This window comes from Jeotgalibacillus sp. S-D1 (genome assembly GCF_004358665.1).
GTDB lineage: Bacteria > Bacillota > Bacilli > Bacillales > Jeotgalibacillaceae > Jeotgalibacillus.
In genome coordinates this window covers 232,948-258,407 of sequence record NZ_SMZR01000003.1, presented here as the reverse complement: position 1 = coordinate 258,407, position 25,460 = coordinate 232,948, and the positions used below count along the sequence as shown (strand labels likewise).

Annotated in this window: 25 protein-coding genes and 1 riboswitch; of the genes, 13 read left to right on the top strand and 12 right to left on the bottom strand. The window is 42.9% G+C overall.

All coding sequences use genetic code 11. The features are described from left to right. The first annotated feature begins 144 nt into the window (after window positions 1-144). Window positions 145-1,380 (top strand): dicarboxylate/amino acid:cation symporter, encoded by a 1,236-nt coding sequence (locus tag E2R51_RS12040; protein ID WP_133377325.1) that lies wholly within the window; start codon window positions 145-147, stop codon window positions 1,378-1,380. 93 nt (window positions 1,381-1,473) lie between these two features. Here the strand turns inward: E2R51_RS12040 and E2R51_RS12035 are convergent, their stop codons facing one another. The 3 genes from E2R51_RS12035 to E2R51_RS12025 form a co-directional block, all read right to left on the bottom strand. After that, window positions 1,474-1,965, bottom strand: coding sequence for a hypothetical protein (locus tag E2R51_RS12035; protein WP_133377324.1), 492 nt, complete (start codon window positions 1,963-1,965; stop codon window positions 1,474-1,476). Window positions 1,966-2,292: 327 nt separating this feature from the next. Next, the gene (locus E2R51_RS12030; RefSeq protein WP_133377323.1) at window positions 2,293-3,729 is read right to left on the bottom strand and encodes a Na+/H+ antiporter NhaC family protein; all 1,437 of its coding nucleotides are present in this window, start codon (window positions 3,727-3,729) and stop codon (window positions 2,293-2,295) included. Between the two features lie 477 nt (window positions 3,730-4,206). Continuing rightward, window positions 4,207-4,839, bottom strand: coding sequence for a hypothetical protein (locus E2R51_RS12025; RefSeq protein ID WP_133377322.1), 633 nt, complete (start codon window positions 4,837-4,839; stop codon window positions 4,207-4,209). Between the two features lie 87 nt (window positions 4,840-4,926). Between E2R51_RS12025 and E2R51_RS12020 the strand changes: the two genes are divergently transcribed. Next, complete coding sequence (locus tag E2R51_RS12020) at window positions 4,927-5,274, top strand: hypothetical protein (RefSeq protein WP_133377321.1); 348 nt, start codon at window positions 4,927-4,929, stop codon at window positions 5,272-5,274. Window positions 5,275-5,679: 405 nt separating this feature from the next. Here the strand turns inward: E2R51_RS12020 and E2R51_RS12015 are convergent, their stop codons facing one another. From E2R51_RS12015 to E2R51_RS12000, 4 genes are all read right to left on the bottom strand, one after another. Beyond that, on the bottom strand, window positions 5,680-6,501 hold the full coding sequence (locus E2R51_RS12015; protein WP_133377320.1) for a carbohydrate ABC transporter permease: 822 nt from the start codon (window positions 6,499-6,501) through the stop codon (window positions 5,680-5,682). Next, window positions 6,501-7,364, bottom strand: coding sequence for a carbohydrate ABC transporter permease (locus E2R51_RS12010; RefSeq protein ID WP_133377319.1), 864 nt, complete (start codon window positions 7,362-7,364; stop codon window positions 6,501-6,503). Before E2R51_RS12010 ends, E2R51_RS12015 begins: the two co-directional genes overlap by 1 nt. A 15-nt stretch (window positions 7,365-7,379) precedes the next feature. Next, on the bottom strand, window positions 7,380-8,615 hold the full coding sequence (locus tag E2R51_RS12005) for an ABC transporter substrate-binding protein (protein WP_133377318.1): 1,236 nt from the start codon (window positions 8,613-8,615) through the stop codon (window positions 7,380-7,382). Between the two features lie 78 nt (window positions 8,616-8,693). Continuing rightward, window positions 8,694-9,701, bottom strand: coding sequence for a LacI family DNA-binding transcriptional regulator (locus E2R51_RS12000; protein ID WP_133377317.1), 1,008 nt, complete (start codon window positions 9,699-9,701; stop codon window positions 8,694-8,696). Between the two features lie 269 nt (window positions 9,702-9,970). Between E2R51_RS12000 and E2R51_RS11995 the strand changes: the two genes are divergently transcribed. From E2R51_RS11995 to E2R51_RS11980, 4 genes are all read left to right on the top strand, one after another. After that, window positions 9,971-11,611 carry an acyl-CoA dehydrogenase family protein gene (locus E2R51_RS11995; protein ID WP_133377316.1) on the top strand — a complete coding sequence of 547 codons (1,641 nt, stop codon included), beginning with the start codon at window positions 9,971-9,973 and terminating at the stop codon, window positions 11,609-11,611. A 101-nt stretch (window positions 11,612-11,712) separates the two neighbouring features. After that, window positions 11,713-11,818, top strand: a riboswitch (SAM riboswitch). Between the two features lie 75 nt (window positions 11,819-11,893). Continuing rightward, the gene (mmuP, locus tag E2R51_RS11990) at window positions 11,894-13,303 is read left to right on the top strand and encodes an S-methylmethionine permease (protein WP_133377315.1); all 1,410 of its coding nucleotides are present in this window, start codon (window positions 11,894-11,896) and stop codon (window positions 13,301-13,303) included. After that, window positions 13,278-14,222: a homocysteine S-methyltransferase gene (mmuM, locus tag E2R51_RS11985; RefSeq protein ID WP_133377314.1), complete on the top strand. Its 945-nt coding sequence runs from the start codon at window positions 13,278-13,280 to the stop codon at window positions 14,220-14,222. The genes mmuP and mmuM overlap by 26 nt, the downstream gene beginning before the upstream one ends. Before the next feature lie 47 nt (window positions 14,223-14,269). Further along, a complete protein-coding gene (locus E2R51_RS11980; protein ID WP_133377313.1) occupies window positions 14,270-14,494 on the top strand; it encodes a DUF2651 family protein in 225 nt (74 codons plus the stop codon). A gap of 62 nt (window positions 14,495-14,556) precedes the next feature. On the opposite strand, the gene E2R51_RS11975 is transcribed toward E2R51_RS11980, so the two are convergent. Beyond that, entirely contained in the window at window positions 14,557-14,817 is a 261-nt protein-coding gene (locus E2R51_RS11975; RefSeq protein WP_133377312.1) for a GlsB/YeaQ/YmgE family stress response membrane protein, read from the bottom strand. 237 nt (window positions 14,818-15,054) lie between these two features. Here E2R51_RS11975 and E2R51_RS11970 point away from each other — a divergent pair, with 237 nt between their 5' ends. The 3 genes from E2R51_RS11970 (at window position 15,055) to E2R51_RS11965 (ending at window position 17,956) form a co-directional block, all read left to right on the top strand. Further along, window positions 15,055-16,407 (top strand): glucoamylase family protein, encoded by a 1,353-nt coding sequence (locus tag E2R51_RS11970; RefSeq protein WP_133377311.1) that lies wholly within the window; start codon window positions 15,055-15,057, stop codon window positions 16,405-16,407. 144 nt (window positions 16,408-16,551) lie between these two features. Continuing rightward, a complete protein-coding gene (locus E2R51_RS19830) occupies window positions 16,552-16,692 on the top strand; it encodes a hypothetical protein (protein ID WP_165967212.1) in 141 nt (46 codons plus the stop codon). A gap of 190 nt (window positions 16,693-16,882) precedes the next feature. Beyond that, entirely contained in the window at window positions 16,883-17,956 is a 1,074-nt protein-coding gene (locus tag E2R51_RS11965) for a branched-chain amino acid aminotransferase (protein ID WP_133377310.1), read from the top strand. A gap of 153 nt (window positions 17,957-18,109) precedes the next feature. On the opposite strand, the gene E2R51_RS11960 is transcribed toward E2R51_RS11965, so the two are convergent. Further along, window positions 18,110-19,174, bottom strand: a complete 1,065-nt coding sequence (locus tag E2R51_RS11960; RefSeq protein ID WP_133377309.1) for a saccharopine dehydrogenase family protein — start codon at window positions 19,172-19,174, stop codon at window positions 18,110-18,112. A 311-nt stretch (window positions 19,175-19,485) separates the two neighbouring features. Between E2R51_RS11960 and E2R51_RS11955 the strand changes: the two genes are divergently transcribed. Next, complete coding sequence (locus E2R51_RS11955; RefSeq protein WP_240733063.1) at window positions 19,486-19,674, top strand: aspartyl-phosphate phosphatase Spo0E family protein; 189 nt, start codon at window positions 19,486-19,488, stop codon at window positions 19,672-19,674. A 57-nt stretch (window positions 19,675-19,731) separates the two neighbouring features. On the opposite strand, the gene E2R51_RS11950 is transcribed toward E2R51_RS11955, so the two are convergent. Continuing rightward, on the bottom strand, window positions 19,732-20,196 hold the full coding sequence (locus tag E2R51_RS11950; protein WP_133377308.1) for a ferritin-like domain-containing protein: 465 nt from the start codon (window positions 20,194-20,196) through the stop codon (window positions 19,732-19,734). Between the two features lie 296 nt (window positions 20,197-20,492). After that, window positions 20,493-22,178 (bottom strand): M4 family metallopeptidase, encoded by a 1,686-nt coding sequence (locus E2R51_RS11945; RefSeq protein WP_133377307.1) that lies wholly within the window; start codon window positions 22,176-22,178, stop codon window positions 20,493-20,495. A gap of 425 nt (window positions 22,179-22,603) precedes the next feature. Here E2R51_RS11945 and E2R51_RS11940 point away from each other — a divergent pair, with 425 nt between their 5' ends. Continuing rightward, window positions 22,604-23,155, top strand: a complete 552-nt coding sequence (locus E2R51_RS11940) for a TVP38/TMEM64 family protein (RefSeq protein WP_133377306.1) — start codon at window positions 22,604-22,606, stop codon at window positions 23,153-23,155. Window positions 23,156-23,238: 83 nt separating this feature from the next. Here E2R51_RS11940 and E2R51_RS11935 read toward each other — a convergent pair whose 3' ends face one another. Next, window positions 23,239-24,093 (bottom strand): STAS domain-containing protein, encoded by an 855-nt coding sequence (locus E2R51_RS11935; protein ID WP_133377305.1) that lies wholly within the window; start codon window positions 24,091-24,093, stop codon window positions 23,239-23,241. 217 nt (window positions 24,094-24,310) lie between these two features. Between E2R51_RS11935 and E2R51_RS11930 the strand changes: the two genes are divergently transcribed. Together E2R51_RS11930 and E2R51_RS11925 are read left to right on the top strand one after the other, a co-directional pair. Next, the gene (locus E2R51_RS11930; protein WP_240733072.1) at window positions 24,311-24,727 is read left to right on the top strand and encodes a DMT family transporter; all 417 of its coding nucleotides are present in this window, start codon (window positions 24,311-24,313) and stop codon (window positions 24,725-24,727) included. Between the two features lie 21 nt (window positions 24,728-24,748). Next, entirely contained in the window at window positions 24,749-25,447 is a 699-nt protein-coding gene (locus E2R51_RS11925; RefSeq protein ID WP_133377303.1) for a cyclic nucleotide-binding domain-containing protein, read from the top strand. Window positions 25,448-25,460 lie beyond the last annotated feature (13 nt).

Below are 25,460 nucleotides of genomic sequence, written 5' to 3'. Positions count from 1 at the left end.
AGCAGGGTTTACGTAAATCTCAGAAATTCGAAGAATCTGTTGTCAATAAGCAATTATTTTGACTCTTTACGTGAACTGATATACATTTAATTCCGACTAAAAAGATGTGTTTTGATGGCTGAAAAGATAGCAAGGAGGATTTTTATGAAGAAGGCTTGGAAAGGGTATGTCAGCGCATCCCTTATTTTAAAAATTACTATTGCACTTGTTCTGGGTGTCACTGCCGGATTGATCTTCGGCGAGGACATGTCGGTTTTAACTCCGCTTGGCGATCTGTTGATGAATCTTCTTACATTTCTTATTCTGCCGCTGATTTTATTTACGCTGATGGCCGGGGTGAATCAGACGAAGCTGAGCCAGCTAGGAAGAATGGGCGGCAAGACGTTTATTTATTATATTGCGACCTCGGCGATTGCGATTACTGTCGGTATATTCGTTGCGTCCATTTTTGATCCGGGAACGGGCATGTCGTTGAATACAGAAGAAACCTTTGATGCGCCCGAAAACCCCGGAGTGGTGAGTGTTTTATTAAGCATTGTTCCTGATAATATTGTTACGGCTTTTTCTGAATTTAATTTACTTGGCATCATTTTTACTGCTCTTGTTTTTGGCATTGCGATTTCTTACCTTCGTTCAACTGAAGAATTTCATGAGACGGGGGAGCTTTTATACAAAGTGATCAGCGGCATGAGTGAAGCAACGCTTGTTATTATGAAAGCAATACTTCAATATTTGCCGGTCGGAATCTTTGCGATCGTGGCTAATACAGTCGGAAGCCAGGGGATGGAGACCCTGCTGTCGCTTGGAAGTGTTGTGCTTGTGCTGTATGTGGGGATTGCGGTGCAGATTGCATTATATGTTTTGATCATGCTGGCTTTTAAAATCAGTCCAAAGAAATTTTTTGCCCAGGCCCGCACGCCAATGATTACGGCCTTTGTTACTCAAAGCAGTTCAGGGACACTCCCGCTGACACTTAATGCTGCAAAGAATCTGGGAGTCTCAAAAAGTCTGTACGGCTTCAGTCTGCCGCTTGGATCGACGATTAATATGGACGGGGCAGCGATTCGGATTGCTGTTTCTGCCGTGTTTGCAGCGAATGTGATTGGCCAGCCATTGACGATTGCTGAAATGCTGACAGTGGTTCTGGTCGGAACGCTTGCCTCCATTGGGACAGCGGGTGTACCGGGTGCCGGACTTGTGATGATTGCAACGGTATTTGCTCAGCTTGGTCTGCCAATGGAAGCGGTGGCTCTTTTAACAGCCATCGATGCATTGGTCGGCATGGGTGCAACCGCATTGAATGTGACAGGAGACCTTGTTGGTACTGCGATTATTGATAAGACGGAGCGGGATAAAGAAGAGAGTGTACCTTCAGTATAGATGGTCTGTAAAGTACGAAAAAGAATTCATATCGCAAGTAAAAGAAAAGGAGGGATACGCTGGTTTAGACCACGTATTTCTCCTTTTGTCTTGTCAGCACCAGACAATGATCCGGTAAGGCACCGTCTGGGCGGGAATGCTCTTTGTTGATGCGCCATACACCACAATGAGATTACGGTTTCCTGGATATTTGGTGAATGCCTGGCCATTTGTGAGCCGTATTTGAGTGTAGGGCGACAGGTTTACTTTTAAGCGGTTATCGCTGCTTTCTAATTGAGCATTAAAGAAGTCCACTTTTACATTCTGATAAGGCTGTTCTTTTACGATAATCAGTGCACGGTATTGGGGCGGGTAAATTAATGGTACAGGCGCATTTTGATCATAGTAGCCGGTAATCCTATCACCAACTGAAACCATCGCCTGATCCACAAAGTACGTAGCGGGGGATATCACGGCATTTACTGTCCCGCCAGTTCCATCCTCTACTGTGAGCAGCGTATAGCAGCCTTCTCCTTCACCATTTTGACTGATAATAAAGTCACTGATCATGGTAACGGTTCCCTGAAAAAAGCCAAAATTGATCATGTTTATCTCCTCATTCCATCTTTAGCCTATTGTTACGTTATGTGGTAGATAATGGATGGGTTCTTCTAAATTTAGTGGTGAGAACAAGCCCAGCTCAGATAAAAGTAACGATTGATATTTTGCACACTGTTGATTGGAGCTGGAGGTGCGAGACTCCTGCGGGATGTAGCGGGAGAGGTGAGACCTCTGAACAGCTTTGCTGTGAAGATGGCTGACCCCCGCCTCGCGGAAAGCGAGCGCCTCCAGCGGAAATCAACAGCCCCGGTTAACAAAATCACATTATAAAAGCCGGCTTGCCCATTTTCGGGTCAAGCCGGCTTTAGTGTATTATGACTTCGCGCCGCGCGTTGTAAATCGAGGCAGCCTGAAAATAATCGCCAGGATGCCGGCAGCTGCGATGAGCATTGGATAGAAACAATATGGCATGATCTCCACAGGGGAAATACTTGCCACACCCGCTACCGCAAGCATCTGTGCGCCATATGGAATGAGACCCTGTACAGAGCTTGAAAAGATATCCAGCAGACTGGCAGATCGGCGCGGATCAATCTTAAACCGCTCAGCGATTTGTTTCGCTAAAGGACCTGCAGTAATAATAGAAATTGTATTATTGGCAGTGGCCAAATTTACAGCACTGACGAGTCCTGCAATCCCCGTTTCTCCAGCGCGTGCGCTGTTCATATTTCGGCTGAACAGCTGGAGCAGGTAAGCGATGCCTCCATTTTGACGGATGAGCTCAACCAATCCCCCAAGTAGAATTGCAATCATGGCAAGCTCCTGCATATTGGCAAAGCCGTCGCCAAGCAATTGAACATAGCCGCTCATGGTAATGTCGCCAAGGATTAGTCCGACCAATCCTGCAAAGATGATTCCGCCAAGAAGCACGAAGATGACATTTACTCCGGCAAGGGCGAAGATCAGCACGCCAAGGTATGGAAGCACCTTTACAAATTCAAAGGCAGTATCTTCATCGATGGTCGTGGTAGCATCTGCCGTCATCACACCAAAAATGATGGCTGTGAGAATAGCTGCAGGCAATACAATGAAGAAATTGGCTTTAAACTTGTCTCTCATTTTCGTGCCCTGTGTTCGAACAGCGGCAATGGTTGTATCTGAAATAATAGAGAGATTATCACCAAACATCGCACCGCTGACAATGGCACCCATCGTTAGTGCCAGGCTGATATCCGTTTGATTTGCCACGCCAAGACCGATCGGTGCAAGTGCCACAATCGTGCCGGTTGACGTACCCATTGAAATGGAGATGAAGCAGCAAATCAAAAACAATCCGACGATCAGCAGATTTTCAGGAAGCAGTGTTAACCCGAGATTTACCGTTGATTCAACGGCTCCCACACCCTCTGCTACAGATGCAAATGCGCCTGCCAAAAGGAAGATAATGACCATTAATATAATATTGGGATGGCCGCCGCCTTTTGTGAGCTGTTCGATTTTCGTCTGAAAATCCGTTTTTCTGTTCATAAGAAGAGCAACAAGAATGGCTGCAAATAACGCGACCAGAACCGGCATTTGATAGAAATCACCAGTCAGCACGCCAGAGCCGATAAACAATAAAATAAAGACTAAAAAAGGAATTAGAGCCAAAGGATTGCTCTTGATGTTTTCTTCCATTGCTGTAACCTCCTGCAGTTCTAAGTTGTAGGGTAGAAAACCTTCTGTTAAAAGGCTGTTTATGTTTTGCAAATAGTAAATAACAGGAGTATAACACGAATTCAGTGAATAAATGCAACGTTTATCCGTCATTTTAGAATGAAGGGGTTTTCATTTGCCAAAAAATAAAAGCATGAGCCGGATTTGCTCCGGAGCTCATGCTTTTACTTTAGTATCGGATAATTAATTGGAAGGAGGCCGTATTAATTATCCCACATCTCATACCCTTTGAATTTTTTCATAGTCATTTAGCTCTCGCTACTGTAATTTTAGTGCTAGTGGAAGTGAAAATGATATTTTTATGTTTGTCCGTTCGATAGATCAGTGCTTTATTTAAAGGTTTTTTTGATACTGTGAATCCCGGGCAATAATTCAGTGATACCTGGGCTCACGATTTTTTGAATTGACCACTCTATCTAGATCTAATAGAAAGAATGGCATTATATCCTTGTTGAGGTTTTCCTTTTTTGTGCGCTGAAGTACTAATAGGAACGGGCTCAGGATTATGAAATTCATTTTCTTTATAAGAGATCACTCAAAATTTTCATTGGTCATTTTTCTTCTTTCTATCTATTTTAATAAAACTCCACAGGCTGTTATCGCTCCCCCAACCCCCAATACTTCTAGCATTGCATCCTTTAAATCTTTAGGAAAATTATTGGCAACTATGTCAACAGCTCTTTTTGAGGCGTTTGTTTTTGAATATCCTAAATTTCTTTGATGCTTATAAGAGTTAATAAGTTTTGTAAATAATTTTTCTAATCCGCCCGCCACTTTAGCAGCCTTTTTCAATTTTAAAATCTTTGCCCAAGGGAGAACTTGTACAGCTGCAGCCCCTAATGCAACTGCACATGCTCCAATTTCTGACCATGACGCTTTTGCCATATTCAGATTATTTTGGGTAGATTCTTCTGTTGTCGTTAAATACATGTTTTCAGAATCAGAGCTAAATTCAACATTTGATAAATCTTCACCTTTGTTTTCATTTAGCCACTCGGTAGAAGCTTCGATACCTTTATCCGAAACAGAATCTGGAAGTTGATCAATAAGATCCAATACATTTCCATCCACTGACTCTAGACCTTCCAGGTTATTTCGACTAGTATCCTTGTTTTCTTCTGCATAGGAAAACGATGGTCCTAAAAAAGAAAAGTAGAAAACTAGTGAAATAGTAATTAAAATTATTTTCTTTCCATTCTTCATTTTAATTCCTCCCAAAATATGAGAATATAGTTAAAAGTGAGTAACTGAAAATTTATCTTAACATAGTTTAGGAGGTTGTTGGTAAAAATGAATAAAACTTATAAATTTATATATTTAATTCCATCTATTGTTTTGCTTTTTCTTAATAATTTTTTTGAAACAATTGAGGTGCCCCTATTAATTGTATTGTTCTTGCTAGTTGTTGTGCAGCTGATCCTTCATATCAAACTAGTATCTTCTTCTAATGAAAAAAATCATTATGCTAATACTACAAGAGCCATGGTAACTATTTCAGTTATAGCTTTAATTCTTCGCGAAAGTTATTTATCGGTTCTCGCTTTAAATTTTTTAATCATCCCAACTATAATTTTAGCCGTTCTATCCGTGTTTACTTTTAAAAATAAAGGTTTAACGACAGAGAATCATACCTATTAATACTGATAACTTAGTGACATATGATAACAGCCAACTTGCAAGTGATTGAAAAAAGGAATTAAAAACCTTATACATTTTTGGAATCATTTTTAATTGATTGAAGGAACCAAATAAATCTAAAAGAACCCCCTCCTGAACATGAAAATTGTTCGGGAGAGGGTTTTGCTAATTATGCAGAATCATGATGTTATTTTTATTACTAAAAACTTAGGTTCATTGGAGCGGAAGGCGGGGACTCCAGCGGGATAAAGCGTGACAGGTGAGACACCGCCGAGCTGAAAGCTCAAGGGGGCTCACCGTCCGCCCCGCGGAAAGCCTCCGGCTGCAGCGGAAATGAACCGGTCTCCATACAGAAACGTCTTCAGTGCCTTCGTTTAAGCCATAAGACCTGTTTCTTTCTTAAATTTATTTAACCGCCCCACGCGTCACATTCCCAATAATCCAGCGCTGAGCCACGATATAAACAATAATCATCGGCAGCATCGCGAGCAGATAAGACGCGAAGGCAAGATTATAGTTCGTAGAGAATTCAGATTGGAAAATGTACTGGGTTAACGGCAGAGTTGCGTCGCTTGGATCGGTCAGGATAACAAGCGGCAGCAGGAAATCATTCCATGCATATAGGGCTGTCAAAATCGCCACCGTTGCATTCATCGGTGACAGAAGGGGAAAGATTACCTTCCAGAAAATCTTCCATGAGCTTGCGCCGTCCATCACGGCAGCTTCTTCAAGCTCAATCGGAATCGACTTAATATAGCCCACATAGATAAACACATTAAACGACAGCTGAAACACAATATAAAGGAAAATCAGCCCGACCAGATTGTCCATATTCCATACGGCTGTCTGGCGCACAAGCGGCAGCATAATGATCGGAAACGGAACAAACATGGCGCTGACAAAATAATAAAACAGCGCTTTGTAAAATCCTTTATGCATATTTCGTGCAATGGCATACGACACAAGCGAATTTGTCAAAACGGTCAGCACGACCACACAAAATGTCACGATAAAGCTGTTTAAAAAGGCGCTGTAGAAATTGGTCAGTTCAATGGCATCAAGAAAGTTTTGAAAACGCCATTCATTCGGCAGTGACAGCAGCGGCTCGCCCATTTCCTGCGGTGTCTTTAACGCAATATTGATCGTCAAATAAAGCGGAAAAAGAATGAGCAGCGTACCGATTAAAAGCAGTGATGTAATAAGCCAATTGGTTTTTTTCTTTTTCATTATTGCTGCACCTCCCGTTTCTGCAGGATTCGCAGCTGAAATACAGACAGCGCGACAATCACAATGAAGTAAATGACTGCGTTAGCAGACTGATAGCCAAACTGTCCGCCTTCAAAGCCCCCGCTGTAGATCAGAACTGAAATTGATTCTGTTGAATAACCCGGTCCTCCGCCGGTCAAGGCGATAATATGGTCAAATACCATTAAAAAGCTTTTCAAAGCAAGAACCATATTGATGGTGAAAAATGGTGCAATGATCGGAAAGGTGATTTTCCAGAAACGCTTCCAAGGGTTGGCGCCGTCAATGGAGGCAGCTTCATACACATCAGCAGGTACTGTCTGCAGTCCAGCCAGATAAAGAATCGTGTTGAAGGCTACAGCCTGCCAAACGGCCATGATCACAACGCCGATCCACGCATGATCCGGACTTCCCAGAATATTAGTTGAAAGTGCAGTAACACCGATCAGCTCAGCAAGCTGCGGCAAAAAGAGCGTAAAGATAAACTGGAAGATAAACCCGACAATCAAGATGCTTAAAATATTGGGAAGAAAATAAATCGCCCGCAAGGATTTTTGAAATTTAATATTTGAATTAAGTCCAAGCGCCACAAGCAGGCTAAAGATATTTACAAGAATAGTAGAGACAATGGCAAATTGGAACGTAAAACCGTACGCACTCCATGCACGCATATCCTTAAAAACATTAAAGTAGTTGGAGAATCCGACGAAATTCCAGTCTCCGTACCCGCGCCAATTCGTAAAGCTGTAAAAAACGCCCTGCAGCAGCGGATAAGTGTGGAACAGGAAAAACAAAAGGACCGCCGGGATCGTCATGAATAAAAAAGCACGCTGTTTCGATTGCATATACCTTGCTCCTTTCTAAAATCGCAGTTGGATTTGATCCCATTCACGGTCAATTTTCTTAAGAAAATCCTGTGTATCGCCGCTGTACAAAAATTCCTGAATCATGTTTTCAGCACCCAATCCAGGCGGATAAAAATGATCTGGAAAGCTTGTAATCTTTCCATCTTCAAATTTCCCGCGTATGCCTTCCATATAGGGATCATCGGAAAGAACGCCCTCTAGTACTGAAAAGGCAGCCTGCTCTGACATATATTGCTCAGACTGTTCTTCTTCAAGCATGAATGAAATAAATTCCTCCGCTTCCTCAGGGTGTTCAGTGTCCTGCATGGTTGCAAGAAGGACGTCCACTCCTGAAACAAGCTGATTTTCTTCTGGGTCATTTGTTACCGGCAGGGCAAAGACACCAAGATCAAGTTCAGGATTGGTTGTCAGGATCTGTGGAACCGCCCAGTTTCCCTGAAAGTAAAAAACGCCATTTCCCTGTGCGAATTCCCGGTTGCCATCATCGTAGCCAATTCCGTACATGCGGTCGTGCCCATAGTCGAGAAGGGTTTGCATTTTATCGGCAACTTCTGTATGTGATTCCTGGAAGGAAGTCTCGCCGTTTGTTTTCCGTTCAGCAAATTGATCCGGCTGCAGAACCCCTGCAATGGAATTCCAGGCGGGCATCGCAGTCCATGCATCCTGAAACGTAAAGTAAATTGGGATTTCACCGGCTTCCTTCACAGCTTCGAGCGTTTCAATAAACTCATCCCATGTCTCAGGCACTTCCAGCCCAAGCTCACGCAGCTTTTCCTTGTTGTAAATGACAGTGTTGGCGTTTGCAGCAAATGGGACGCCGTGAATGCCTTCCTGTTCTTCGCCTTCCAGCTCATTTAGCATATCAAGGTAGGCAGGCTGAATATTTTCAAGCATCGGGCTTCCTTCATAATTCACAAGCATATCGGCTTTCGTTAATTCTCCATATAATGCACTTCCGCCAATCGCCACCATATCCGGCATATCATCTTTGACAAGCCTGGTCCGCAGCAGTGTTTCTGCGTCCGGAGGCGAATAGAGCTTGATTCGGATATCTTCATGTTCAGCCTCAAATCGTTCGATTAGTTTTTGATAGGTAGGGATGTTTTCCGTTTTGTTGGAGAAAAGCTCTAATTCCACCACGCCATCTTCAGCTGAGTCATTTCCGCAGCCTGTAATGAGCATAAGAGAGGCAATTCCAGTGCATATGGGTAAAAACGTTTTCCGCTTCATTTGAGCGCTCCTTTCTAAATGAAAAGCTTTGATTGTCCAGTAAGTAAACGTTTACGTAAATAAATAAAAAAATAAAGCTTACTTTTTTTTCACTGACTTTCGTTCAACAATACGATGCTGAATGGCTGCTCCGGGACTTGGCTCGCCGGTTTCAATTGATTCAAAAAGCAGCTCGGCTGATTTGCGTCCCATTTCTTCAAACCCCTGGGACACAGTGGTGAGTGGGGGATTCGACATTTTGGCGAGCCTTGTGCCGTCGTAACCAATGATGGAAAGATCGTCCGGCACCCGGAGACCGAGATCATAAGCACAGGAGATAGCGCTTACACCAAGCTCGTCACTTGCAGCAAAGAGAGCTGTCAGCTGAGGGTGGAGTTCATGTAGTTTACTGAAGGCGATTTCGCCATGTTCAAAATAAAACCCAGAATCCCATGCAACCTTGGATTCATCATATTCAATGCCGGCTTCCTCAAGCGCCCGCTTGTAGCCGTTTATTCTTGGCGTGCCTGCTAAGGGGTCGGTTGGAGGTCCTGAGATCATGCCAATTTGTGTATGCTGCTGGCTGATTAAGTAGCGGACTGCATCACAGGCCGCAGCCTCATCATCCACCTTCACTGCAGGAATGCCTTCTTTTTCAGAGTAAGAAGAAACTGTAATAACCGGAACCCCCATTTTCTCAATAAATGATGCGTATTCATTGGTGAGCATCTGGCTGGTAAAAATGATTCCTTCCACTTGCTTTTCATGCAGCAGCCGCAGATTGTCCATCGTTTTTTTGCCATCTGAATCCGTCTTGCAAACGATGACGCTAAATTCTTGTGCATGGGCGGCTTCTTCAATACCCTGCAGAATTTCTGCGCTGATCAGACCGGAAACATCAGGGAAAAGGACGCCTATTGTATTGCTCTGCTTGCTGATCAGTCCCCTGGCAATTGCATTGGGGGAATAACCAAGCCTTTCGATCGTGTTCAAAACGTGCTGTCTTGTCTTATCTGAATAGCCAGTTCCGTTATTAAGAATTCTCGAGACGGTTGCAATGGAAACGCTTGCTTCTTTTGCCACATCTTTAATTGTTGGTCTTTTCAATGGCACCCTTCCTCAACGTAAACGTTTTCGTAATTTAATCATTTGTCAGAAAATTTGTCAACATGTTCTTAAAATGCAGCTATCGATTTAGAACTTATATTTCTCTTAAACGAACAAAATGATAAGATAGAACTATATAATTTACCTGCATAAGCATCGATCAAAAGGATGGAAAACCGACAATTGAGAGGCGGGATGTTTTGCAGATCTTAATTGGTGAAAATAACAGATAAGCTCTTAAAGAATCGCATGGGAAAGGGAGTCTTACAATGTCTGCATTTGAACAGCAAGAGAAAGTGCTGCTTTCCATTCTACAAAAAAAGCTGTCGCCAGCCTTATTTGAATATGCAAAACGCGAGCTGAATCTGTTTTATGAACAGTGCTACCGGGAGTTTGATGAAAGGGCGGCTTATACGGACCGTGATGGACAGCCAAAGCTTGTCCGCTATGATAAATACGGAAAAGATGTGTCTGAGGTTTGGGTTAATGATGGCTATAAAAAAACAGTACAATCAGCCTATAATACCGGTATTGTCGCGTATAACCATAAACCGATTCCTGAGCTTGGTGCAAAGGGGAACTATTTGTACAGCTACGCTCAGGGTTATTTACTGTCACAGGTAGAGCCTGGGTTCTACTGTCCCGTTACGCTTACGATGGCGACTGCCTATCTGCTGGACCACTATGCAGATGAGGAGGTAAAAGAACGCTTTTTGCCGCATGTGCTATCAACCGGTGAAACAACGCTTTTTGAGGGAGCAACCTTCCTGACAGAGCAGCAGGGCGGTTCAGATGTTGGGGCAAATAAGGTACGGGCTGAAAAGACAGGTAACAGCTACCGGATAACGGGAGAAAAATATTTTGCTTCCAATGCAGGACAGGCCGGAGTTGCTGCGGTGCTTGCGAGGCTGGACGGAGCCCCTGAAGGAACAAAGGGATTAAGTTTATTTATGGTTCCCTGGCGCAAGGAGGACGGCTCGTTAAATCATGTATCGATTAAGAGGCTAAAAGATAAGCTGGGCGTTCGTGCAGTGCCGTCTGCAGAGGTTGTATTCGAAGGTGCGGAAGCATATTTGGTAGGAGACCCGGCGCGCGGCTTTTATTACATGATGGAAGCCTTAAATCTTTCCAGGGTATGCAACAGTACGGCTTCCCTCGGCATTATGAAGCGCGCGTTAAAAGAAGGATATGAATACGTGTGTCAGCGTGAATCATTTGGCCAGTATTTAATTGATTTTCCAATGACACAGGAAACGATCGTTCGCCTCCAGGCCCGGTATGAGGTTCAGCTGTCCGCTTTATTTGAATCCATCGAACTGTTTGACCGTGTTGTGAGCGGGGATGTGGAAGTTTCATATGAAGATATCGCTTTAAACCGCCTGTACATTGCGCTGATAAAATCCAGAACAGCAGAGGAAGCCATTGATTTCTCTCATGAAGCGATCGAGCTTCATGGCGGCAATGGCTATATTGAAGAGTTCGTAGCCCCTCGCCTGCTGCGTGACGCCCAGGTGCTTACCGTTTGGGAGGGGACTGAAAATATTCTCGCGCTTGAAGTGCTGAGGCTGATCAAAAAATTTGATGCCCATAAGCTGCTTTTTGAGGATTTGACCAGACGGCTGGCAGGCGTAAGCGACAAACAGGCGCTAGGTCAAATAAATGAAAAAGTACACGTCCTAAAACAAATGCTGAATCGGCTTCGCACACTCAGTGAAGACCATCAAACCTACCATGCCCGAAAAATTGCCCATCGGATGACCGACATCCTGATGGTCGTTCATGCCTATGAACGGATTGAAAGTGAGCGGCATCAGGCGATTGCGGATATTTACAGAACCTATTTATGGGAAAAAGATGAGCTGGATGAGACGATGCTTTGTGTAGAACGGTTTGGACTGGTAATGGGGTAGACAAGCTTCACATGCCCGCTATTTTATAAAATAATCATCCCTTTTTTCCATTTTTCTCCTTGACTATCACCAGACAGATTGATAGAGTAATAAAAAAATATTTCTTATCCAGAGAGGTGGAGGGACTGGCCCTGCGAAACCTCAGCAACAGGTCCATCAGGATACTGTGCTAACTCCTGTGGGTGTTGAAACCCTGATAGATGAGAGCTTCATGTTATTTGTCAGCGCACTCTTATTAAAGAGTGCGTTTTTTTCTGGATGCAGATTAAAGGAGAGTTTGTCATGGAGAATCAAGGAACGCAGCAGTTTCAAAGAAAAATGAAAACACGGCATCTTGTCATGCTGTCGCTTGGAGGCGTAATTGGAACGGGACTATTCTTAAGTTCAGGTTATACCATCCAGCAGGCTGGCCCTGTCGGCACGATTATTTCGTACCTTATCGGGGCGATGGTGGTTTATCTGGTTATGCTCTGTTTGGGCGAACTTTCCGTCCATATGCCTGAGACAGGCGCCTTTTACAGCTATGCAGCCAAATACATCGGACCGGCAACTGGCTATACAGTGGCATGGCTGTACTGGCTGACATGGACAGTGGCACTGGGTTCTGAATTTACCGCTGCGGGTTTATTAATGCAGCGCTGGTTTCCGTCCATCAATGTATGGATCTGGAGTGCGTTATTCGCCATTTTAATCCTGGTGTTAAATACACTGACTGTTAAACTTTTTGCCGAGTCGGAGTTCTGGTTTGCATCAATTAAAGTTGTGGCTATTATTCTATTTATCATTTTGGGTGCGGCGGCAATGACCGGACTGATTCCCATGAGCAATTCCCAGCCTGCCCCGTTTTTTTCTAACTTTGTCAGTGAAGGAGTTTTCCCGAATGGTGCCTTTGCTATCTTGATGACAATGCTTGCGGTGAACTTTGCTTTTTCAGGCACCGAATTGATTGGAATTGCAGCGGGGGAAACGGAAAATCCGGAAAAAACGATTCCTAAAGCGATCCGGACAACCGTCTGGCGATTGATCATCTTTTTTGTCGGCACGATTGTGGTCCTGTCAGCACTCCTGCCCTATACGGATGCCGGTGTATTAAGCAGCCCCTTTGTTGTTGTACTGGAGCGGATCGGTGTACCGTATGCAGCTGATATTATGAATTTTGTTATTCTGACAGCCATTTTATCTGCTGCCAATTCAGGACTTTACGCATCCTCAAGAATGCTTTGGTCGCTTGCAGATAAAAAAACAATATCGCCTGTTTTCGCGAAACTATCCAAAAGAGGCGTGCCCACGATCGCGGTCATCTTCAGCATGGGCGGAGGCGTTTTAGCCCTGCTGTCAAGTATCATTGCACCGGAAACGGTTTATATCGTGCTCGTTTCTATTTCCGGACTCGCTGTTGTAGTGGTGTGGATGAGCATCAGTGCTTCTCAGTTTTTCTTTCGCAGACAATTCATTAAGGAAGGAAATTCAGTGGCAGATCTGGCCTTTAAAACACCGCTTTATCCCGCTGTTCCGATTGTGTCCTTTACGCTTTGCCTTGCAGCATGTATTGGCATTGGGTTTGACCCGACCCAGCGAATCGCCCTTTATTGCGGCATCCCGTTTGTTCTGCTTTGTTACGGCAGCTATTATCTAACACAACGATCAAAGAAAAGAGGAGAAGACTATGACCAGTACCGTCAATCCAGTTAAAGACATTCTGCGCAGCTTTCCCGTTATGATATTGGATGGTGCGCTGGCCACAGAACTTGAGCGGCACGGGTGCAATTTGGATGACCCCTTGTGGTCTGCGCGTGTGCTGATTGAAAATCCTGAGCTTATTTATCAGGTGCACCTGGACTATTTCCGTGCCGGTGCTGACTGTGCACTGACGGCAAGCTATCAGGCGTCCATTGATGGCTTTGCCAAAAGCGGCATACAGAAAAAAGAAGCATTGGCACTAATCAAAAAAACCGTTGATCTCGCTAAAAAAGCGAGGGATGATTATTGGAAGGAATCAAAGGATGAGGCGAGACCAAAGCCGGTGGTGGCTGCCTCTGTCGGTCCTTACGGGGCGTATCTTGCAGACGGCTCAGAATACATAGGACATTACACTGTGTCAGATGAGGAACTGGAAGACTTCCACCGTCTCCGGCTGGCTGCTTTGATTGAAGCGGGTGCTGACCTGATCGCATTTGAGACGATTCCCTCTCTTCGCGAAGCAAAGGTTTTGGCTGCACTTCTTGAGGAACACCCCAAAACCACTGCATGGCTTTCTTTTTCATTAAAAAATGAGACGGCTATCAGTGATGGCACTTCCCTGGAGGAATGCGCAAAAACGTTTGGTCAAAATGATCAAATTGCTGCAATCGGTCTTAACTGCGCACCCGCATCGGTGGTCAAAGAAGCAGTTAAGCTTCTTCACAAAACGACTGATAAGCCGATTATCGTTTATCCGAATTCAGGTGAAACCTACAATCCGGAAACAAAAACCTGGCATGGAGAGGATGTATGCGGGGGTCTTGAACTGCCGGCAAAGGATTGGCACGAAGCAGGCGCCCGATTAATTGGCGGATGCTGCCGCACATCTCCTCATCATATAAAAGAGGTAGCCAAAAGCTTTCGAGGTTGAAAGATTTAAAAAGTACCCGTTAAGCTCAGAGGAAAGGGGATGTAAGAATGGAGTTTTTACTGATCTTATTTCTTTATCCTGTTATTGTCATGGCAGCGTCCATTAGTGGCTTCCTTCTGTTCAAAAAGTGGTTTATTATGCCAATAGTAACATTGATCGTTTTCACCTTCTTAACATTTGCGGTATTTAACAAATCCTTTTTTATTTGGGTTGTTGTGTACACGTTGCTCTCCCTTGGCGTTAGTTTGATAACGAAATTTTTGAAGAAATAGCCTGCTGTAACACCGCAAAAAAACCCGGAAAGGGGCATGCCTCTTTCCGGGTTTTTTCTATATTATCTTTTTCTGGCAGCTCGTAAAATCAAGCTTAAGATAAAGACAAAAATAATTGCACCAATCAATGCAGGTATAATATGAATGCCCGCCAATGCTGGGCCAAAGGTGCTAAATCCGCCCAACAGCTCGCCTGCGATCCATGATCCGATAATCCCTGCAATAATATTCCCTATACAGCCCATTGGAACATCCTTGCCTAAGATTAATCCGGCCAGCCAGCCGACTAACCCTCCCACAATTAAATAAAGAATAATTCCCATAATAAATGCTCCTTTCCATCTCGGGTATCTCCTTTTCCTTACCCTAAATGAAGCAAAAACATGTAATGTTGAGCAGGAGTTTATTTTCTATCAAACATAATTCATTTTACCTGTAGGATGAACGGACCAATTATCTGAATAATGAAAATCAGAAGCCCGTAACCGCATTCTTCATGTTACACTGTAGGTGAAACGTTTCAATAAACCAAAATATCTTTAAATGAAAAGGAGACTACGATGAAAAAAACAAAAATGTTTTCGATGCTGCTTGTCATTGTATTAATCATTAGCAGTGTTCCGCAAATCAGCGCATCAGCAAAGGATCATGGAAAAAACAAAGCATTAAACGCTGAATTGAAAGCGATTTCAAAAAAGACGTATCGATACTTTGAGGACCATACAGATCCAAAGACCGGTCTGACATTCGATGAAGTCCGGTACACGGATGAGGGGAAACAAGAGGCCGCTCATACGTCTCCGACCAATATAGGAATGTATATGATGAGTACAGTATCGGCAGAACAGATGGGTCTCATTTCAAAAAAAGAAGCAGTTAAACGAATCCGCGTTACCCTCAACACACTCGAGGATCTGGAAAAATGGAATGGTCTTTATTACAATTGGTACTATACGAAGGATGGTTCATTAAAAAAAGATTGGGGCCAGTTTATTTCTCAGGTGGATAACGGGTGGCTGTCCGCAGGCTTAATCGTAGCAGGACAGGCCTATAAGGAATTAAACAAACAAACGGGTAAATTGGTAGAAGCGATGGATTATTCAACCCTTTATGACGAGGAAGTGGGCCAGTTTAGAGGAGGCTACGATGCAGAACAGGGGAAACTGACTGATCATCATTACGGCCTGCTTTATACCGAGCCGCGTGTTGCAAGTTATTTAGCGATCGGCAAAGGGGATGTGCCGGAAGATCACTGGTGGAAAATGTACCGGACCATGCCGAAAGAGTGGGATTGGCAGGCACAAATTCCAGGCGGATATGACGAGGTTTATGATGGCATTACGGTATTTGAAGGTCACTACGAATACAATGGAGTGAAATTTGTTCCAAGCTGGGGCGGAAGCATGTTTGAAGGGCTGATGCCAGGTATTGTAATGAAAGAAAAAGATTTGGGCAAAAAAGCATTGGGACTCAATAACCAGCGGCATGTAGATCTGCAAATTGCCTATGCAGAGGAAAAGGGCTACGATGCCTGGGGCTTTTCACCATCTGCTACACCGGATGGTTACAGTGAATTTGCTGCCACCCCTCTTGGTACAAGCGGCTACGATGACGGTGCGACCGTAACAGCACACGCGACCTTCCTTGCGCTGGATTATGCACCAAAAGAAGTTCGAAAAAATATTAAAGCATTGAAGAAATTTAATCTTTACAGCAAATATGGCTTCTATGATTCAGTCAATGTCGAAACAGGTGAAATCGCAAAAGCGTATCTTGCACTTGATCAGGGAATGATCATGGTTTCCATCGCCAACTATTTGAACGATGGCGTCATCCGCGATTACTTCCACAAGGATCCAATCGGCAAGAAACCGGAGAAGCTATTGAAAAAAGAAACCTTTTCGATTCAGTAAGGCGTATTGAGTAAGAAACTGATAGCAAGAAGGAAATCCCACACGAAAAAGAATCTTTTTCGTATGGGATTTTTTTTGCTGAATGGTTCTCTTTTATTCCCTTGAAATATTCAAATAGTGGATTAATTGCAACGGAAGGCGGAATTGAACAATGAAACCCTATTTATGTTAAGTCTGTTAAATGCTCCTGTTATGATTTATGCACCGTTGATTGGAGCTGAAGGTGCGAGACTCCTGCGGGATGCAGCGGGAGAGGTGAGACCTTTGAAGCGCGAAGCGTTGTAAAGGGCTCACCCCCGCCCCGCGGAAAGCGAGTGCCTTCAGCGGAAATCAACAATCACGTTTAATAAGAATAACTGCCAATCTATCGAATTTCAGAATTTTCGGCTTAAAGTCTTTAAAATACTTGTCGTTATGTGTAGACTAATTGAAACACCAAAATTTCAACCAGACCATGGCAGAAGGAGTCCTGAAGATGACAGAACAAGAATTGAAGATTATAAAATGTCAAAATCTGAAGCAAAAACCGTCTAAGGATCAGATCCCATTTGGCAGAACCTTTACTGATCACATGTTTATTATGGATTATGAAACGGAAAAGGGCTGGTATGATCCAAGAATCATTCCTTATGCTCCGCTTACGCTTGATCCCGCGGCGATGATTTTTCATTACGGACAGACAGTATTTGAAGGCTTAAAAGCATACAAAACTCAGGAAAACAGTATTTTGATGTTTCGTCCCGAGAAAAACCTTCAGCGCTTAAACCTTTCGAGTGAGAGACTGCGCATCCCGAAAATTGATGAAGAACAGGTAATGGGCTATCTTAAAGAGCTGATCCGACTGGAAAAAGACTGGGTTCCTTCTACACCAGGAACGTCTTTATACATCCGGCCATTTATCATCGCAACAGAGTCGAACCTGGCTGTTGCTCCTTCAGAAAGCTATAAATTTATGATTATTCTTTCTCCTGTAGGCTCTTATTTCCCCGGGGGGATTGAGCCGGTCGTTATTAATGTCGAAGACCAGTTTACCAGAGCGGTAAAAGGCGGAACGGGAATGGCAAAAACAGCGGGGAATTATTCCTCCGGCTACCAGGCGCAGGCAAATGCGAAAGAGGCGGGAAATGCGGACGTCCTATGGCTGGATGGCGTACATAAAAAGTACATTGAAGAAGTCGGCAGTATGAATATTTTCTTTAAGATAAATGGAGAAGTCGTAACGCCTGAACTGAATGGCAGCATATTAAAAGGCATTACGAGAATGTCAATTATTGAACTGTTGAATAAATGGAACATTCCAGTAGCTGAGCGAAAGGTTTCCATCGATGAGCTGTACCAGGCCTATGAGAATGGGCAGCTTGAAGAAGTCTTCGGAACAGGAACCGCAGCCGTTATTTCACCTGTGGGCGAATTAAACTGGCTGGGCAGGAAAATGGTGATTAACAATCATGAAATTGGTGAATTATCTCAGCGATTATATGATACGATTACCGGCATTCAGCAGGGCAACCTGGAAGATACCCAGGAATGGACGGTAGAAGTAGAGTAGTCCAATTGTGCCGCTTATAGACCTTTATGAAACTTCTATTTTTCACGGCCTGACTCGGCCGGTCGGCGTATTGCCCCGCAGGTAATACGCCGACCGGGTGATGTCTGCCTGAAATAACGAGCGTTTTTCCGTACCAGTACAGCAAAGGCAATTCTAAGAAAGCTCAAACTTCCCTGACCCTGGCAATTCCTCAATGAAATCTGCCCCAAACAAGCCGGCAGGAGTCCAGCTGCCTCCATCTATATTGGATTGATCAAGCAACCGTTTTGCGACCGCCAAAGCACCGTCCGCTGTTAAGCTATAGACATTAGCTGTTTGAATGCGGGCAGTTAGAATGTCCCCTTTTTCATTCCTTGCTTCTCCCCAAATATAAGCAGGCGTCCTGCCGCGTGACAATTCATCCGGTCCGCTGATTTTCTTCTCCACCATTTTTTTAAGCAGCCCCTGTATCGCTGTATTCCCAAGTAAAGGTCTCAAAAGCTGCATAATTCGAGCTCCTCGAATCATAATAGCACTCATAGGAATCCATGTATTAATGTTGGGAATCCCTGTTGTATAAAAAGCGGTGGAAACATCTCCCCATGGAATTGCCATGGCTGTTTGCGGGCCTTTTCCAAAATCAATTTTACGATGCTTGGTGCCAAGTGGAAACGGGGTAAGCCGTCCTTCCAGGCGCTCCAGGCTGCCGGTTGCAAGACCCTGGATCATTGTTTTATATGTTCCCGGCGATACTCCTGAATCCGACTGGAATCCCAGCGATAGATGGGTGGCATCAGGCATCATCTCCTTTAGCTTGAGCGCAGTGCAGTCAGTAGGAATAACATCAAAACCAACCCCGGAACAAAGAACCACACGGGCTCTTTCTGCTCTTCCCGCCAATTCAGAGGAATGGGTATGCTCAAACACCTCAGCCTCACCTGTAATATCCAAATAATGAGTACCAGCTGCAAGACAGCCTTCTATCATTTGTGCGCTTGTAATAGAGAATGGACCGGCACAATGTATGACTAAATCAATATCACCGAGATTCTTTTTTACCTCATTTGAATCTTCTAAAGAAAAAATACGAGCTTCAAGAGCTAATTCATTTGCCAGAGGCTTAATTTTGTCAAAACTGCGGCCAGCCAGCACCGGAATCATTCCAATTTGTACTGCTTTTCTTGCAATCAGTTCCCCTGTGTAGCCATTCGCTCCGTAAATCATCCAATTTCGACTCATTTAAACATTCCCCTCTCCTGATTGATCAGCTTGTCCTACAAGCTTAGTGCACAAATCTGTACCTCTCAATAAATATAAGGCTTAATTTAATAAAAATATTTGCTGAAAAAAGGTTTATAAGGATTAAATTTGGTTAAGTAAAACTGTTTTTTCACTTTATTCGCCTTTAAATGTGACAATTTTGTGAATCTTTTCGTTTTGGACCTGGTTCGACAAGTTTAGTAAACTGAATAACCTATAATCGAAACTATGTAATCGACCAATATGCTATTTAAATATAGAAATTAACAACATAACAGGAGGATATTTAAATGATTTCATCTATTCAAATGTACAAACAAAATATACTGGTAAAACAAATAAATCAGAAACGAACTGATATGTATAAAATGGCAGCGCAATATGGATTTACAGATACTTCTGTTGTTCAGTGCAGCCAGGAGCTAGACGAGCTGTTAAATCAATATCAGGAGATGTTTCCTATTAACGTGGTTGTTTAACCAGGAAATAGTAAAAGCACCCTTTATCTGGGGTGCTCATCATTTGGACACTTATATTTACCTGTATTCAAGCACTTGCTGAAGAAAAAAAGAAAGCCAAACTGCATGATTTTGTTCATCTGCTGCTGCTCTGCGAAACGTTTCTTTAAGAGTTATGTTTTGAGCCTTCTGTGCAATATCCAAGTAAAAATCCACCGTTTTCTGCGCATCCCGAAAGGCAAATTCCAAACCTGGCCGATAGACGGAAGGAAAGCCTTTATTCAATACCGGAGCCGCCTGGCTTCCCGTCAAATTTGCATAAATCTTGCTAAATTCCTCAAAATGCCGCTTCTCGTCTTCCCGAATCTCCAGTATTTGATCCCTTTGACTGTCAAGCGATGCGTTCCGGGCAAGCTTTTCATAGCAGACAATCGCCGTATACACCCCGTTAAGTGCTTTTTGAATATCTGGTATTAACTCATCATCATTATTTTGGCGGCGAACGTAGTCGTTATAACTATAAGTATAATAATTTGAACTCATCCCCAATTCCCCCCTAATCTTTATAACCTTCATTTTATTCTATGCATTTTGCTCAGTTAGGTGTGATTAGCAAAGGAAGGAGAAGGCGCTTCTTTTTATTTGAAGAAGAAGCTGATCCATTTGTGTTATTAACTGTTCTTATTAACACATCTTTCTTGATAAAGTAACCAAGAGAGATTCAAAGCAAAAAGAACCTGGTTAAATCTCACCAGGTTCTTTTTGCTTTGAATGCAGAACATAAACAATCGGTAGTCTATCTTGGTAAATAAGAAGAAAAATCCACTGTAAAGGATCGTTTACTCTGTGATTCCGACGCCATTTAACCCATCTTCTGTTGCTTTAGCCTCTGCACTGCCTGCTCCATACAGATCTTCAGCTGATTGAATCAGCGCTTTTCGTGCATCCTTAAAGTTGGAATTCGGTGTCAGATAGACAGTCAGTGCCCGGTAGTATACTTTTCCAAGCTTCTCTTTTCCAATCATTTCTCCCGTTAGGTAAGCAGCATGGTTGATGATGGAAGAGTTGATGTGAACGCCGCCGTTATCAAGATTAAGAGGCAGATTGTAGAATTCATTCATATGCTTCGGATACATGCCTCTTCCGTCGCCATAATCCTTATACGCTGCCCCAACAGGATATTTGTCAGGCTCACTTAAACTTCTGAGGGAAGGTCTTCCGCTGTCAATGGCATCCTGCCCCATCGCATCTTCACCTACTTCCCAGTCATCTTCATCGACAAGCGCACCAAAAATATCAGAGAAAGCTTCATTTAAGGCGCCCGATTCATTTCTGTATAACAGCCCTGCTGTATTTGTGGTGACCCCATGAGTCATTTCATGAGCAGCTACATCAAGTGAAGCGGACAACGGGATGAAGAACAGTCCGTCGCCGTCTCCGTAGGTCATCTGTCTCCCATTCCAGAAGGCGTTATTGTAGTCTTCTCCAAAATGGACAGTTGAAATAATCTCCATTCCTTCTCCATCAATCGAGTTGCGGCCGTGTTCATTCAAAAAGTATTCATATACCTTCTCTGAATTGTAATGAGCATCTACAGCAGGTTTATCGTACTCGTCATTAAAAGCGGCGCTTTTCTTAGAATACAATACACCTGGCAGATCAAAATCTTCCGAGCCCCATTCGTTTTTAAAGTCATAGGTGGATATCGCTTTAAGTCCCGGATGGGAGATGTCTTTTAAATAAAAAGTCGATCCCGTTTTCCCTTTGAAATTCTTGTGAGCAATATGTAAATTTCGGTGCTCTCCTTTAACGCCTGTTCCAGAGCCTTTAGTCGCTCTTGCATCCTCAACATGCATAAGACCGTTATACTGGTCGATCACTTTTCCGGATTTGGCATCAATATAGACAAACCAGTTGCCGGGTTCTTTGCCAAGGAAGTTCACGTTTACTTTGTAGGCAGTATATTGCTTACCGTTAAATGGATACACCACCAGATCTGTTACTGGATCATATTCTAAAACACCAGGGGCATTGACTGATTTTTTGGCCAGTGTGACAGCTTCATTTTTGGAAAGTGAGGCTGTGGTATTCAGATAAGCGGCTTCGGCATCATTGTTATAGTAACCGGATACACTGTCAACACTGCCTTCATCACTGTAGTGAACGATTACTTCAGCACCTTCAACCGGAATGCCATTTTTTGTTTGCTGCAGTCTCACATGGGTCATGCCAAGCTCGTCTTTTTCTGTTATTGTTTCTTTAAGATTTGTTTTCGGATTAGCTAAGCCAAGTTTTCCTTTGTTTTTTTCAAGGAAATTAACGGCATTCGCCGCATCGGTCTTACTAAAATTTTGTGATTGAAGCCCAGTTACAAAAACTGGCTTTGATTTATCTCCTTTGATGCTGGTGATCGTTTGAAGATTTTCTGACTCTGACGCTGTAATAGCTGAAGCAGAAGGGGCAGCAAGTGACGAAGCCACCAGAGAAGCAGTTAATACCATTGGAATGACAAAATGTTTCTTCAATGAATTTCCTCCTTTTAATATCCTTGTAAATATTTGTTATCAACTCTCAGTATAGTAAACTATTTCGGTTATAAAAATAGACAATTCTAACTATTTTGTATAATCTCTTGTAAAAGTATAATTACCTTTTGTTAATGAACTTGTGTAAATCCTAAATAGAGCTGTACCATGCGTGTGATGAGCACTTTCAGGGAAAATCGCAGCTAACAAAACCTGTATTTAAACGAAAGCATCATCAAGCAGGGTGGTCAAGGATATAATGAATAACTTGAAATTCGGAATGTAAATAAATGAGTCGTGGAAAGAGAAAATGACTGACACCATGATATACTTATGTGAATTCTATTTATTTGGAAATAAATGAAATCAGCATCATAACAGGTCAGCTACCTGTGTAATAGATTAATTAGTGGGGAGGGGCTTGGATGGATCAGTTCGATAAATCCCTTGAGATGTTTATTGAATCAGCAGGGTGGCTTGCACCTTTGTTATTTGTTTTACTACATTTATTCCGTCCATTTTTCTTTTTGCCGGTCATTGTGGTTTGCATAGCAGGGGGAGTTTTATTTGGTTTTTTAGAAGGGGCGCTCCTGTCTTTTATCGGACTGTCTCTTATGAGTTTGGTTTCCTATTATCTTGTGAATCGTTTTCCAGCTTTTCGCAAGCGGTTGAAGGGCTTAAAAAAGAAAGTGTTTAAGGACCGGACGATCACAGTGAGCCAGGTCATGGTTTTACGCATTATGCCCTTTGTTCATTTTCATTTGCTTTCTCTTTACCTGATTGAAATGGCAAAATCCTTTAAAGAATATATGTACATTTCTTTATTGGGCCTGATTATGCCAGCAGTGCTATACACTGCTTTTGGACAGGTTATTACTGAACTTCCATGGTACCTTACCCTTTTAATGCTGGTGATCTTAATTGCTGTGTACCGGTGGCTCGGAAGAATAAACAAAACCCATATGCAGCCCAGTTGAACAAATGATATTGATCCCTGACGAGGGGTCTTTTTTTTATAAAAAAAAAGGGGGGAAGGAGGTGGAAAACGAAGTGGTAAGCACTACTTTTTTTCAATTAAATAAAAGCCTATATATTCTAATGCGGATTCGAGGCTGCGGACAATTTTTGTATCCAATTGCGACAGCTCGCCATTTTCAAGATCATGTGTAGCAATCTGCGGAGTAATGCCTGTAATTATCGGCGTTATGCCCATAAGCTGAAGAGATTGCACCAGATTCGCTAGTACTCTTGGAAATACACCGTCCAAAATGATTAAGCCTGATAAATCGATAATAAAATGATTCAGCTGATGATCAGTCCCGTAATGGAGGACAGTGCGCATAATATTTTCCGAGCGGTTTTCATCAATGATGCCCTGAAGAGAAAGAATGGCAACCCCTTCCGTGATAGGGATAATAGGCACATTTAAAAACCCCATATGAAATTGTGTTTTGTCGAGTTCAATCATATGAGATAAAATCTCAGCCATTGCCTTTAAATAATCAATTTCTGCCTCACCGAATGCCATCTCTTCTTTATCCATGACACAAAGGGTTCCGAAGATCTCACCTTGTAAGTCCGTCAGCGGGACACCCAAAAAGCCTTTCGTGTTTAGAAGGGAGGTTACCTCCAACTCACAGGTCAATTCATCCTTTGACAGATCTGGTATATGCACATAATTATTATTCGAAATAATTAAACGGCAATAGGTCCCGCCATACTCTACTGAATAGCCTTCTTGAATAATTTGCTCGTTCTTATTGTATGAACTGATAACCGTCATGGCAGATTCGCCCTTTTTTGCTACATAAGCGGTATTGACATTTAATCGTTCGCTAATAATAGTAAAAATCCTTTTTGAGGCGACTGCTAATGAGGGGTAACTGGAAGAATCAATGTTGTACTCATTTGTCATTTCTAGTCCTCCTCTTAAAAAAATGTAATTTAATTATAAAGTTTAAAAACCTTTGAATCAATCTATCTATTTATATAATTACATTTTTTACCTTATGCTGAATGGGTTTACTAATGTATATGGAATAAAACGTAAGGACATATGTCCTTTTCATTTTTCCCTTCCTGTCATTTACTAAGTGAATGATTGTCAGAAAGAGGTGGAAAAAGTGAAAGGAATGATATTTTCAATAGCAGCAGGATTGTTTATCGCGCTTCATGGCGTGTTTAATGCGAGAATGAGTGAAACACTGAGTACATGGCACACCATCACTATGGTCCATTTTATAGGTTTTTTAGTAGCAATTGTCATCTATGTACTGAAACGCGATGGACGTTCAGACGGGTTTCGAAAGGTGCCCTTTTTATATCTGCTTGGCGGTACATTTGGGGTTATCATCGTACTGGGAGAAATGAGCGCCATCAAGCAGCTGGGGATGTCCTTTGCGATTGCCCTGCTGTTAATTGCGCAGCTGCTTTGTGCTTTTCTCATCGATGCAAAAGGCTTATTTGGTACTAAAAAGCTCCAGATTACCAAGCAGCAGCTGGCCGGAATGGTGATTATGGTGATTGGCGTTATTGTGTTTCAGCTCTAAAATTGGGAAAGGCGGGAAACCATGAAACGGATAGATGATAAGGATAAGATAGAAGCATTTTTGTCACAGCATGGACTGCACGCCATCTTTTCAAAAGAAGCTGTGACCCAAGCAGCGCTGTATCATTTTACGCAAGGGGAGATGCTGTGTTCCAGGGGTGAAGTAATTCAAACAATGTATTTTCTAGTGAAAGGAAAAGTGAAAATCTTTACAACTTCGCCTGAAGGAAAAACCCTAATTGTCCGTTTTAAGACGCCTTTAGCGGTGCTCGGGGATATAGAATACGTAAAAAAAACGCCCGTATTTAATACGGTTGAAGCTGTTTCGGACGGCTATATGATTGGAATCCCTTTTAATGTTTTAAGAAAGATGGGTGAGAATCAGGTGGAGCTGCTAACTTTTTTAGTAGAAACGATCACTCAAAAGTTTTACACGGAATCACAAGCAACAAGCTTTAATATGCTGTATCCGGTTGAAGTGAGATTAGCAAGCTACCTGCTTTCCCTGTCCTCTGATGGAGAAGGTTCAATGTTTCATGAAGAAATGCGTACGGCTTCCCTGACAGAGGTGGCGGATGTAATAGGTACGAGCTACCGCCATTTAAACCGGGTCATCTTAAAATTGTGCGGAGAAGGAATGATCCGTCGGGAAAACGGATCACTAATCATCACAGATCTTAACCGGCTTCGGGAGAGAGCGGATGGGAATATTTATGAATAGAAAGGGGAGAATT